The sequence below is a fragment of the Intrasporangium zincisolvens genome (assembly GCF_034724055.1).
GTDB lineage: Bacteria > Actinomycetota > Actinomycetes > Actinomycetales > Dermatophilaceae > Monashia > Monashia zincisolvens.
Genome location: NZ_JAWIIL010000008.1, coordinates 50,015 through 62,266 on the forward strand (window position 1 = coordinate 50,015; position 12,252 = coordinate 62,266).

General features: G+C 73.5%; 11 protein-coding genes. 4 read left to right on the forward strand and 7 right to left on the reverse strand.

Going from position 1 to position 12,252, the window contains the following annotated elements:
* Positions 1-2 precede the first annotated feature (2 nt).
* Positions 3-1,637, reverse strand: a complete 1,635-nt coding sequence (locus tag RY076_RS18295) for a lipopolysaccharide biosynthesis protein (RefSeq protein ID WP_323100581.1) — start codon at positions 1,635-1,637, stop codon at positions 3-5.
* 80 nt (positions 1,638-1,717) lie between these two features.
* Here RY076_RS18295 and RY076_RS18300 point away from each other — a divergent pair, with 80 nt between their 5' ends.
* Positions 1,718-2,923: a glycosyltransferase family 4 protein gene (locus RY076_RS18300; RefSeq protein ID WP_323100583.1), complete on the forward strand. Its 1,206-nt coding sequence runs from the start codon at positions 1,718-1,720 to the stop codon at positions 2,921-2,923.
* 157 nt (positions 2,924-3,080) lie between these two features.
* A complete protein-coding gene (locus tag RY076_RS18305; protein WP_323100585.1) occupies positions 3,081-4,262 on the forward strand; it encodes a glycosyltransferase in 1,182 nt (393 codons plus the stop codon).
* A 33-nt stretch (positions 4,263-4,295) separates the two neighbouring features.
* On the opposite strand, the gene RY076_RS18310 is transcribed toward RY076_RS18305, so the two are convergent.
* Positions 4,296-4,886: a hypothetical protein gene (locus RY076_RS18310; RefSeq protein WP_323100587.1), complete on the reverse strand. Its 591-nt coding sequence runs from the start codon at positions 4,884-4,886 to the stop codon at positions 4,296-4,298.
* Between the two features lie 77 nt (positions 4,887-4,963).
* Between RY076_RS18310 and RY076_RS18315 the strand changes: the two genes are divergently transcribed.
* Complete coding sequence (locus RY076_RS18315) at positions 4,964-6,085, forward strand: LCP family protein (RefSeq protein WP_323100589.1); 1,122 nt, start codon at positions 4,964-4,966, stop codon at positions 6,083-6,085.
* A gap of 31 nt (positions 6,086-6,116) precedes the next feature.
* Here the strand turns inward: RY076_RS18315 and RY076_RS18320 are convergent, their stop codons facing one another.
* The 5 genes from RY076_RS18320 to RY076_RS18340 form a co-directional block, all read right to left on the reverse strand.
* Entirely contained in the window at positions 6,117-7,112 is a 996-nt protein-coding gene (locus RY076_RS18320; RefSeq protein WP_323100591.1) for a hypothetical protein, read from the reverse strand.
* Between the two features lie 128 nt (positions 7,113-7,240).
* A complete protein-coding gene (locus tag RY076_RS18325) occupies positions 7,241-7,912 on the reverse strand; it encodes an arsenate reductase/protein-tyrosine-phosphatase family protein (protein WP_323100593.1) in 672 nt (223 codons plus the stop codon).
* The gene (locus RY076_RS18330; RefSeq protein ID WP_323100595.1) at positions 7,909-8,517 is read right to left on the reverse strand and encodes a dTDP-4-dehydrorhamnose 3,5-epimerase family protein; all 609 of its coding nucleotides are present in this window, start codon (positions 8,515-8,517) and stop codon (positions 7,909-7,911) included. The genes RY076_RS18325 and RY076_RS18330 overlap by 4 nt, the downstream gene beginning before the upstream one ends.
* Before the next feature lie 81 nt (positions 8,518-8,598).
* A complete protein-coding gene (rfbA, locus tag RY076_RS18335; RefSeq protein WP_323100597.1) occupies positions 8,599-9,477 on the reverse strand; it encodes a glucose-1-phosphate thymidylyltransferase RfbA in 879 nt (292 codons plus the stop codon).
* Between the two features lie 22 nt (positions 9,478-9,499).
* On the reverse strand, positions 9,500-10,435 hold the full coding sequence (locus tag RY076_RS18340; RefSeq protein ID WP_323100599.1) for a beta propeller repeat protein: 936 nt from the start codon (positions 10,433-10,435) through the stop codon (positions 9,500-9,502).
* 176 nt (positions 10,436-10,611) lie between these two features.
* Between RY076_RS18340 and RY076_RS18345 the strand changes: the two genes are divergently transcribed.
* The gene (locus RY076_RS18345) at positions 10,612-12,195 is read left to right on the forward strand and encodes a tyrosine-protein kinase domain-containing protein (protein WP_413785796.1); all 1,584 of its coding nucleotides are present in this window, start codon (positions 10,612-10,614) and stop codon (positions 12,193-12,195) included.
* The last annotated feature ends 57 nt before the right edge of the window (positions 12,196-12,252 follow it).

The following is a 12,252-nucleotide window of genomic DNA, read 5'->3' on the forward strand; positions in this document are numbered from 1 at the left end:
GGTCAGCGGGTCCGGGACGCGCCGCCGACCAGGAGGTCGAGAACGCGCGACGCCGGGCGGCGGACGCGGTCGGGCAGGACGCGGTCGACGGCGCCGCGGTCCTCCACGGTGAGGCCGGCGCCGAGCAGGCGCAGCACGCTGATGCAGCCCACCGTGCCGATCACCCCCGCGGCGACCGCCCGGAGCAGCACGGGACCGTCGATGGCAGCGCCCGCGAGGTAGGCACCGACCGCCGACACCGACCCGACGAGGAGCGGCACGGCGTCGCGCACCACGACGCGTACCGGCAGGCGCAGGGCGCGCAGCTCGCGCACGGCCAGGATGCCGAGGCTCGTCAGGGCGCCGCCGGCGTTGGCGACAACGGCCCCCCACACCCCGAGCGGGGGGATGAGGACCACGGCCAGCCCGATGTCGACGACGAGCGCCACGACGTAGGCCACGAGGATCGGGTGGCCCGACAGCCGGGCCGTCACGAAGGCGAAGATCGGACCACCGGCCGTCGCGATGCCGGAGGTCACCGCGAGCGCCAGGACCACGGGCGAGGCGTCGGCGAACTGGTGGCCGTAGAGGACCGGGACGAGCAGGGCCAGCGGCGCCACGGCCGCGGCGTCGACGAGCGCGACGACGGTCGCCCCGCTGCGCACCACGCGTCGGAACGCCGGCGCCACCGCCGACTCGTCGATCTCGCGCAGCCCCGAGATCGCCGGGATGAGCGGACCGACGATGGCCTGGGCCGGGGCGAAGGTGTGCACGGCCAGGCCGAAGGACAGCGCATAGATGCCGAGGGCCTCGGGCGTCGCGAGCCAGCTCAGGACGAAGACCTCGCTGCGAGAGGACACGAGGCCGCTGACCACCCCGGCGAGACCCATCGGCACCGCGAAGCGCCAGAAGCCGGCCGGCATCCCCCGCGGAAGGGCGGGCCGCAGCACCGCAGCGCGGTACCGGGGCGAGACCCGTACGAGACACAGGCCGACCGCGAGGCCGGTCACGACCAGGCGCGTGGCCCACACGGCGTCCGGGGTCCGCACGACGAGCGCCACGACGACGACCGCGACCTGCGTCAGGAGTGTCGTCACCAGTGCGATCTTCGCCCCGTCGGCCGTCTTGCTCTCGATGCCGAGACTCGTCGCACCGCCGTCGAGCGCGGAGGGCAGCACGACGCCGAAGAGCAGCGCCACCCCCATCGCCCAGGGCGGCACGTCGGCGGTGACGAACACAACGACGAGCAGCACCGGCATCGCGACGGCGAGCCGGAAACCCTGCCACTGCGACAGCAGGCGCGCCACGTCGGCCGTGCGCCCGGCGGCGTGCGCCTTGGCTCCGTACTGGATGACGGCCGTCGCGAACCCGGTCGTCAGCAGCCCCGAGACGAACTCCATGATCGCCGTCAGCAGGGCGAGCCGGCCGTAGTCCGCGGCGCCGAGGACGCGAGCCACGACGAGGTTGACGAGGAACGCGACGGGGATCGCGACGAACGTGTGCACGACCGTCCAGGCGGCGCCCCGCACCGCACGCTCCTGCAGGTGACCGGCGCTCATCGCCGTCGGGTCGTCACCGACGTCACGGGCCGCTGCGGCATCGGGCACGAGCGCCCTGTCGTCGGGACCGGTCTCGTCACCGGGCGAGGAGGCCGGCATGAGCGGAAGTATGTCAGCAGGTCGATCGATTACGGCCCGATCCGCCCGTTTCGGCCCGTCTCGCGTCGTAGCCTCGCACCGTGTCACGACCCGTCCGCGTCGCCGTGCTCGACCACACCGCCGAGCCCGGTGGTGCCGAGCTCGCGCTCGTGCGCGTCCTCGCGAGCCTGGACCCGCAGCGCGTCACCCCGGTCGTCGTCCTCTTCGCCGACGGGCCGCTCGCCGACCGGGTGCGCGCGCTCGGCCACGAGGTCGTCGTCGTGCCACTCGCGGGTGACGTCGTCGCCACGGATCGCAGGGCCGACCCGTCGACGCTGCTCCACCCGCGGCGGATCGGCGCGAGCGCCTCGTTCCTGCGGCGGCTCGTCACAACGCTGCGGCGGCTCGACGTCGACGTCGTGCACACCACCTCCCTCAAGTCCGACCTGGCCGGCGTCCTCGCCGCACCCCTCGCCCGGCGGCCGCTCGTCTGGCACGTCCACGACCGGCTCGCCGCCGACTACCTGCCGGCGCGCACCGCGCACCTCCTGCAGGCGCTGGCCCGACGCGTCCCGCACACCGTCGTCGCCAACTCCGAGGCCACGGCGGTGACCCTGCCCGGCGCGCGGCGGCTCACCGTCGTGCACCCCGGGCTCGCCCCGGAGCAGGTGGCGCCCGCGCCCCGGAAGCGTCAGCCGGACGGCCCACCGGTCGTCGTCATGGTCGGTCGCATCAGCCCGACCAAGGGACAGCTCGTCCTCGTCCGCGCGGCCCGACGCGTTGTCGACGCCCACCCGGGCACACGCGTCCGCATCGTCGGCGACGCCGCCTTCGGGGCCGACGCGTACGCGGTGACCGTCCGCGACGAGGTGCGGGCGCTCGGCCTCGACGGCTGCGTCGAGCTCGTCGGTTTCACCTCCGACCCGCGCGAGGAGCTGGACCGGGCCACGGTGGCCGTGCACGCCGCCACGGTTCCCGAGCCGTTCGGCCAGGTCGTCACCGAGGCCATGGCGGCCGGCGTGCCCGTCGTGGCGACCCGCGGCGGCGGAGTGTGCGAGATCGTGCGCACCGACGCGGGCGCTTCCCCCGACTCCACTGCGTCCTCCGCTCCTGCCGCGGCCACCGGGGTGCTCGTGCCACCCGGGGACCCCGACGCCCTCGCCTCCGCGATCCTCGACGTCCTCGACGACCCCGAGTCGGCCCTGGCCCGGGCTGCCCGCGCCCATGCCGACGTGACGCACCGGTTCCTCGCCTCCACGACGGCCATGGCCCTCACGCGGGTGTGGGAGCACGCCTCTTCACGCTAAATGCCTACATGAGGGTGTCCGTCTCGTTAGCCTGAGATGACCTGGACCGGGGCGTTCGTCAGGCCGTGCCAGCCCCTCGCGGTGTGCACGCCTGCGCACCTCCCGCCGACCCGGAGCCGCAGATGACCAGGTCCACGCCTCCCCGGACGGTGCCGGCATGGTGACCGAGCGTCCGACCTTCCCCACCGCTCCCGGACAGCGGGTCGTCGCGCCGTCCTGGCCCCTGACCCGACGGCCCCGCGTCGCCATCGCCCACGACTACCTGACGCAGCGCGGTGGCGCCGAACGCGTGGTCCTCGCACTTCTCCGTGCCTTTCCGGAGGCGACGATCCACACGACGCTCTACAACCCCCGCACCACCTATCCCGAGTTCGGGGACGCGGACGTCGTCGTCTCGCCGATCGACCGGGTCCCGATGCTGCGCCGGGACCACCGCGTCGCGCTCCCGATCCTGCCGTGGGCGGTCTCGCGCCTGCCCATCGACGCCGACGTCGTCATCGCCTCCAGCTCCGGTTGGGCGCACGGCGTCCCGACCACCGGACGCAAGCTCGTGTACTGCCACGCGCCGGCGCGCTGGCTCTACCAGCCGGGGGCCTACCTCGGGGAGACGTCCGGGCGCTCGCTGCGCGGCCGGGCACTCGCCGCTCTCAGCGACCGGTTGAAGCGGTGGGACCGCGCCGCCGCCGCGACCGCCGACCGATACCTCGTCAACTCCACGCTCGTGCGCGAGCAGGTCCGTGAGGCCTACGGCCTCGAGGCCGACGTCGTGGCTCCGCCCTACGGGATCGACCCGACGGGACCGCAGGAGTCGGTGCCCGAGCTCGACGGGTGGGAGGACGGCTTCCTGCTCGTCGTGTCGCGGCTCATGCCGTACAAGAACGTCGACGTCGCCGTCGAGGCCGTTCGGGGCCTGCCCGAGCGCCTCGTGATCGTCGGTGCCGGTCCGATGGAGGCACGGCTGCGCGCGGAGGCGCCGGAGAACGTGCGCCTCGTCAGCGGTTTGACCGACGCGCAGCTGCGCTGGACCTACGGGCACGCGACGCGGCTGCTCGCGCCCAGCTTCGAGGACTTCGGCCTGACACCGCTCGAGGCGGCGGCGTTCGGGGTGCCGACCCTGGCCCTGCACGGTGGTGGCTATCTCGACACCATCGACGCGTCCGTCAACGGCGTCTTCTTCTCGACGCCGACGCCCGATGCCATCCGGGACGCGATCGGCGAAGCAGGTGTGCGCCGGTGGGACGCCGACGCGGTCCGGACCCACGCGAGGCAGTTCTCCGAGGCACGGTTCCACGCCCGCATGCGCGACGAGGTCGACGACCTGCTCGGACGGGATGGGTGAGGCGGGCACCGACCGGCAGGCTCGCTCTCCGGGTCAGCTGAAGGCCCGCAGCACGAGGACCCACGCGACGACCGGCGCGCCCACGGCGAGGATGATCGCGAGGACCCGCTGGGCCGCGGCGTGGGCGTAGACCTTGGCGATGACCGCCGCGACCAGGCCTGCCGCGAACACGGCCAGCGAGTACGTCGCGAAGGACGCGCTCAGCTGGACGATCTCGGGCGAGCGGGTGATGTTGGCAACCGTCGCCGCCTTGCCGGCCGGGCCCCACGGAGCCGGCAGCGGCACCTGGGCGAGCAGGATGAGCGCGATGCCGAGCAGGTCGGTGCGCCCGTGGCGCGGCCCGGTGGCGACCGCCTCGCGCCGCGTCGTCGCCACCCGTGACGCCGGCACGTGCGGGGGCGGGGGACGCAGGGCGCGCGGCAGCGTCCACAGCAGTCCGGGCAGACCCGTCAGCACGGCGAGGTACGCGGCGTAGAGCTTGGGCCGGTAGTCGGAGGCGAAGCCGAAGACCGTGACGACGAACGGGGTCGCCTGCACGAGCACCCACACGTACACGGCGAACGCGAGGACGCCGACGAGGACGACAGTGACCTCGGACCGTCGACGGGTTCCTGCTCCGGACATGGCCGACAGTGTAGGCGCGTCGGGGCAGGCACCCGAATGTGCCCGAACGGGTGCAACCCGCCACCTACACTGACCGCGTGGAGACGACGCGCGGGACCGCCGACGACCTGTTCGACCGCGACCGGGTCGACGGCGACGCGCCCGCCGACGCAGGTTCGGGCTCGTCCGGGTCCGGTGGGTCCGAGGGCGAGGGACGCGGACGCAGCGGCGGTGAGGACGGCGGCGGCAGGCGCGAGAAGCGTCGCAACCGCAAGGTGCTCGTCGCCGCGCTCGTGCTCCTGCTCGTGCCGGTCCTCGCCGTCGGGGGCTACCTGGCCTGGCTCAACCACCTCGTGACCGACAACGTCAAGCAGGAGCTGCTCCTGCCCGACGCGTCGGGGCCGGGCGCCCTGCCGACGCTGCCCGACGGCAGCGTCGTGACGCAGCCGACCGGCAACGGCACCAACTACCTCATCATCGGCAACGATGCCGGGCCCGACCGCGTCGGCGCCCGGTCGGACGTCATGGTGCTCGTGCACATCCCGGCCGACCACTCGCGCGTCACGCTCATCCACTTCCCGCGCGACCTCTACGTCTCGATCCCCGGCCGGGGCAAGAACAAGCTCAACGCCGCGTACGCGTTCGGCGGCGCGCCGCTGCTGGTGCGCACGATGCAGGACCTGCTCGGCGTCCGGGTCGACCACGTGGCCATGCTCGGCTTCGAGCAGTTCAAGAGCATGACCGACGCCGTGGGCGGGGTCGACGTCAACGTCGAGGAGCCGAGCAAGGACAACGGCTACGACTTCAAGGTCGGAACCATGCACATGACGGGTGACATGGCGCTGGCGTTCGTCCGGGAGCGTCACCAGCTCTCCGAGGGCGACATCTCCCGCGGCCGCCGCCAGCTCGCGTTCATCAAGGCGCTCATGCTCAAGACGCTGAACAAGGACGTCCTGCTCAACCCGGTCAAGCTCAGCCAGTTCGCCGATGCCGCGACGAAGAACCTCACCGTCGACCAGCACCTCGACGTCGGCACGATGCGCTCGGAGGCCCTGGCGCTGCGCGACATCCGCGGCGGCGACATCCGCTTCATCACGGCCCCGTTCACCGGGTTCGGCACGAGCCCCGCCGGCGCGTCGATCGACATCGTCGACGAGGTCAAGATGAAGGACCTCGGCGAGGCCATCCGCAACGACGAGCTCAACTCCTACCAGGACTGAGCCCGCTCACCCACGAGCCCTGACCAGCCCCTCAGACCTCGCGCCAGCTGCGCAGGTCGCCGGCCGCCGACCACGTCTGGTCGCCGACGACGAGCCACCCGGCCTGCGGCGTCACCGACAGCGCGACGCGTCCGTCGCGGGGCGCGGCGGAACCGACGCAGGCGACGACCGTGCTGCGGTCGGTCTCGACCCGCACGACCTGCACACCACCGCAGGCGCCGACGACCCGCGCCACGTAGGTGACCACGCCCGAGTCGTCGAGGTTCGACAGGGCGACTCCCCCGGCGGCCGCGCCCTCGGCCCGCCACGTGAGGCCGCCGTCGCTCGAGCCGACGACCTCGCCGCCGGCGCAGAGGGCCTGGGCCCGCGTGGCCGAGGTCCGCGACAGGTCGACGACGGTGGCACCGCCGCAGGGCTTCGGGTCGGTCGCCCTCGGGGCGAGGATGCTCGCCGGGTCGTCGAGGCGACGCGCCCACGAGCCCGTCACCGCGGCCGGCGCCTGCCACGTGCTCCCGCGGTCACGAGAGGCGTACTGGCGTGGCTCGCACGCGCCCGACGACCCGATGACGAACACACGCGCCGAGTCGAGGGGCTGGACGCGGGGCAGGGCCCGGACCGGTGGGCGCAGCGTCGTCCACGTGGCGCCCCCGTCGGTCGTCACCTCGAGCGTGGCGCCGCCGGACCGGCACGTGCCGGTCGCCCCGCGGTAGGCGGTCGACGCGTCGACGCCGGCGACGAGCAGGGCCACCGGGGTGGCTGTCGCGGTCGCCGTGGTGGGGTTCGTCGGGGCCGAGGTCGTCGGACGCGGCGTTGCCGTCGGCGTCGTCGGGGCGCCCGTCGGGCCGCTGGTGCGCGTGGGCGGGCCGGTCGTGGTGGGTGTCGACGCGGTGCTGCCGGGCACCTGGGTGGCCACCGCCGTCCCGGCCGGCGGCCCGTGCAGGCCGCCCGGCCGCAGGGCCACGGCGACGAGCACGGCGTCGATGACGAGCAGCGCGACGAGCGCAGCCGTCGCCAGCCCTCTCCTCATGGATCATCCCCCTACGCACGGCGCAGCCGACCTCCCGTCCCCCGACGGTCCCCCGCGGTCATGGTAGGGGCGAAAGGCCTTGTGGCGAGGGGTCGCTCGCACACTCGGGCGGGATGTCCGGCATGTCCTCAGCGGGTCGGCGGGCGCAGTGCCCGGGCGACGACCGGCAGCACGTCCTCGATGGCGGCGCCCATGACGGCGTACGCCTCGGCTCCGCGCCCGTACGGGTCGGGGATGTCGGACTCGTCGGCCGGGCGGGCCCGCACGAACCCCCGACGGTCGCGCGCGGCCTCGGCGACGCGCGTCACCCACGGCGTCACTGGCGGGGAGCCGTCGGATGCCTCGGCCAGGGCCTCAGCGCGCGCGGCGGACAGGTCGGTGTCGGCGAGCAGGTCGGCGAGCTCGCCGAGGGTGAAGGTGCGGCGCAGGACGCGCGGGTTGAGCGCGACGGCGTCGGAGCGGTGCTTCTGGGTGGCCGCGACGACGAGGTCGGCTTCGGCGAGGATCGCCGGCGTCAGCTGCCGCGAGGCGAACCCGGCGGCGTCGGCCCCGGCCCGCTCGAGCAGCTCCACCGAGCCGGGCTCGATCGGTGCGCCGACCATAGCCCGGGTGCCGGCGCTCGACACGACGAGCCCGGCGTCGCCGAGCAGCTGGGCGAGGCGGCGCTCGATGTAGGGCGAGCGGCACACGTTGCCGGTGCAGACGACGAGCACGCGGCCGGCCGGGACCGCGCCACCGGCGTCGGGCGACACCTCCCGGCTCACCGGGCTCTCGAGGCTCTCGGGGCTCTCGGGGCTCATCGGGCCGCCTGCTCGGCGAGCTCGCGCGAGAAGGCCAGGCACGCGTCCCACGTCGGCAGGAGGCCGGCGGCCGCTCCCTCGTCGAGGGTGGGGGCGGCGGCGTCCTTGGCCGAGACGATCGGCTCGAAACCCGCCGGCAGGTCGAGGCCGACGCGCGGGTCGAGCGGGTTGATGCCGCCCTCGGTGGCGGGGTTGAACACCTCGGAGCACAGGTAGACCGCCGTGCCGTCCTCGACGCAGGCGAGCGCGTGCCCGAGGCCCTCGGCGACGTAGACCGAGCGTCGGTCGATGGTGTCGAGCAGCACGGAGTCCCACTCCCCGAAGGTCGGCGACCCGATGCGCAGGTCGACGACGTAGTCGACGAAGACGCCGCTCGTGGCGGTGACGTACTTGGCCTGCGAGGGCGGCACGTCGGCGAAGTGGATGCCCCGGAGTGCACCGGCCCGCGACACCGAGATGTTCGTCTGGCGCACCGCCATCTCGTGCCCGATGGTCCCCGCGAGGTGGTCGACGCGGAAGCCCTCGGCGAACAGTCCCCGGTCGTCGGGGAACTGGCGGGGCGTCACCTCGAACGCGCCGGCGATGCGCAGCGGTCGGATGTCCATCAGGGGTGTCCTCCGGTTGTGAGGTTGTGAGGTCGTGAGGAGGTCGGGTCAGGCGGCGCCGTCAGTGGGGTCGGGCGGCCGCTACAGCGAGTCCCTGCCCTCGTCGAGGAGCCCGTGCAGGTAGCGACCGTAACCGCTCTTGACCTGCTCCTCGGCATGCACCCGCAGGCCGTCGTCGTCGAGCCAGCCGTTGCGCCAGGCGATCTCCTCCACGCAGCCGATCTTCTGCCCCTGCCTGGCCTCGACGACGTGGACGAACTGGCTGGCCTCCATGAGGCCCTCGAAGGTGCCGGTGTCGAACCAGGCCGTGCCGCGGGGCAGGACGCTCACCGTGAGGTCGCCGCGGCGCAGGTAGGCCTCGTTGACGGCGGTGATCTCGAGCTCGCCGCGGGCGCTCGGGGTCAGGCCGGCGGCGATCCCGACGACGTCGTTGTCGTAGAAGTAGAGGCCGGGCACGGCGAAGCTGCTGCGGGGCCGCTCCGGCTTCTCCTCGATCGACACGACGCGCCCGGTGTCGTCGAACTCGACGACGCCGTAGGCCGTCGGGTCGGCGACGCGGTACGCGAAGACGTGCCCTCCGGTCAGCGTCGTGTGCTCGGCGAGGCGGGTGCCGAGGCCGGGGCCGAAGAAGATGTTGTCGCCGAGGACGAGGGCGACGGTGTCGCCGCCGATGAAGTCGGCGCCGAGGACGAACGCCTGGGCCAGGCCGTCGGGGCTCGGCTGCACGGCGTAGCTGATCGACATGCCCCACTGGGAGCCGTCGCCGAGGAGCCGGCAGAACTGGTCGGCGTCCCACGGCGTCGTGATGACGAGCACCTCACGGATGCCGGCCATCATCAGCGTCGAGAGCGGGTAGTACACCATCGGCTTGTCGTAGACGGGCATCAGCTGCTTGCTGATGCCGCGCGTGATCGGGTGCAGCCGGGTGCCGGTACCGCCGGCGAGCACGATCCCCTTCATGGTCAGCCAGCGTAGGGGGCGGTCACGTGGTGCGGGTCCACGTGCGCAGGTCGCCGCCGGAGCGCCAGACGGTGTCACCGACGGCGAGCCAGCCGGCCGCGTCGACGACGGAGATCGAGACGCGTCCCTCGGGCAGGCCGTCCGGGGTCGCGATGCAGGCGACGCTCGTCGCCGACTTGCCCGTGACCCGGGCGAGCTCGACGCCCTCGCAGCCGTCGGCGACGCGCGCGACGTAGGCGCGGGCGGAGCCCTTCTCCTCGCGCACCGACAGGGCGAGGGCGCCGTCGGCCTGGGCGAAGGTCTTCCACGTGGCGCCGCCGTCGCCGGAGGTCGTCAGCGATCCGTCACCGCAGAGGGCGCGCGCGGCCGTGCCGGAGACGCGAGCGAGGTCGACGAGCGAGCCCGACCCGCACGGGCGAGCGTCCGGGCGCTCGGGTGTCACGACGGTGCCCGACGCGCCACCGGGGGTTCGCGACCAGCCGCCCTGGAGGGCGCGCGGGCCGTCCCACGTGCGGGCGCCGTCCTCGGTGATGTACTCCCCCGCCTTGCAGCCCGCATCGGCGGCGATGACGAAGGCGCGGTCGGCCGAGACGGGCTGGACGCGTCCGAGCGCCTTGGCCTTGGCCGGGAGCGCCCGGGTGCCCCACGTGCGGCCACCGTCGCCGGTGACCTCGATCGCGGCACCACCCTTCTCGCACGTGCCGAGCACGGCGCGCCACGCCCGGGAGTCGTCGAGGGCGACGACGACCTGGCGCAGCGGCACCGGCCGGGTCTCGGGGGTCTGCGAGGGTGTCGGGGTCGAGGTCACCGGGGTCGAGCGCGGCGCCGGCGTCACGGGCTCGGCGCCCACGGCTTCGGGGCGGAAGGCGAGCGCGACTAGGGCGGCGTCGACGACGAGCAGGACGAGCAGGCCCACGAGGGCGAGCCGTCCGGTCGAGGAGCGCATCCAGCGGGTCACGAGCCTCACTCTACGGACCCGCCGGGACGAACCGGCGCAACTCGGGCGCGTCGGCACTAGGATGCGGCGCAGAGCGAACGTGTCGGATGTACCCCGGGGGATCGACCTACCGAGAGTTCCCGGAGGCCGACCGACGGAGAGAGACGAGACTTGTGGAGCTCCAGGACTACCTGAGCGTGATCCGGAAGCGGTGGATGATCATCGCCGCCGTCACACTCGTGACCCTCGGCCTCGCGGCCGCCTACACCGCGTTGTCGCCCCGCACGTACGCATCGTCCACACGATTCTTCGTGTCGACGACGAGCGACGACTCGGCAACGTCGCTGCAGCAGGGCAGCACCTTCACGCAGGCGCGCGTCAAGACCTACGCTCAGGTCCTCGAAGACCCGAAGGTGCTCCAGCCGGTCATCGAGAAGCTTCACCTCTCCACGACGCCGGCGGCCCTGGCCGGCCAGATCAGCTCCTCGATCCCCCTCGACACCGTTCTCATCGACGTGACCGTCACCGACAGCACGCCCGTCGGTGCGCAACGCATCGCGTCGGCCATCGCCGAGGTGTTTCCGAAGTACGTCGCCGAGATCGAGAGCCGCCCGGGCAAGGACTCGCCCATCGAGGTGGCCGTGACCACGCCGGCCACGCTGGAGACCGCGCCGGTCAGCCCGAAGCCGACCCGCAACCTCGCGCTCGGCCTCGTCATGGGTCTGCTCCTCGGTTTCGGTCTCGCGCTGCTGCGCGATGTGCTCGACAAGTCGGTCAAGAACCAGCGCGACCTCGAGATCGTCACCGACCGCACGCTGCTCGGCGCCATCGCCTTCGACACCGACGCGTCGGCGCACCCGCTCATCGTCCAGGTCGACCCGCGCAGCCAACGCGCGGAGGCCTTCCGCTCGCTGCGCACCAACCTGCAGTTCATCGACGTCGCCAACCCGCCGAAGTCGATCGTCGTCACGTCGTCGCTGCCCGGTGAGGGCAAGTCGACGACGACGGCCAACCTCGCCCTCAGCCTCGCCGAGACCGGCCTGTCGGTCGTCGTCATCGAGGGTGACCTGCGGCGGCCGCGCCTGCTCGACTACCTCGGCTTCGAGGGGTCCGTCGGCCTCACCGACGTGCTCGTCGGCCGGGTCGAGGTCGACGACGTGCTCCAGCCGTTCGGCCGTACCGGGTTGCGACTGCTCGGCGCGGGCCCGATCCCGCCGAACCCGAGCGAGCTGCTCGGCTCGGCCAACATGGAGCGTCTCGTCGAGGACCTCTGCAACCGCTTCGACTACGTGCTCATCGACGCTCCCCCGCTGCTGCCGGTCACCGACGCCGCCGTGCTGAGCACGATCGTCGACGGGGCCATCGTCGTCGTCGGCGCGGGCGTGGCCCAGCGCGAGCACGTGCGCCGGGCCCTCGCGTCGCTCGAGGCCGTCAACGGCTCGGTGCTCGGCGTCATCCTCAACCGGGTGCGCGTCAAGGACCTCGGCTCCGGCTACGGCACGTACGAGTACGACTACCGGCCCGAGAGCGAGCGGCAGCGCGCGAAGGACCGCGGCCCGCGTCGGTTCCGCCGGCCGGTGGCCGACCCCGACGACCGCCACGACGTCCTGCCGCGTGGCTCCGCACGCCCGGCCGAGCCGACCATCAACGACACCGGCTTCGGTGCAGGGCACGGCCCAGCGACCAACGGCGCTCCCCCGCCACCCGCGGCCGCCGCCACGCCTGCCCGCCCGGTCCAAGGACGCGACGCGGACGCACCCGCGCAGGGGATCTTCCGCTGAACGAACTGGATCTTCCGCTGAACGAACGACGGAGGCCGCCGCACCCCTCGGGGAGCG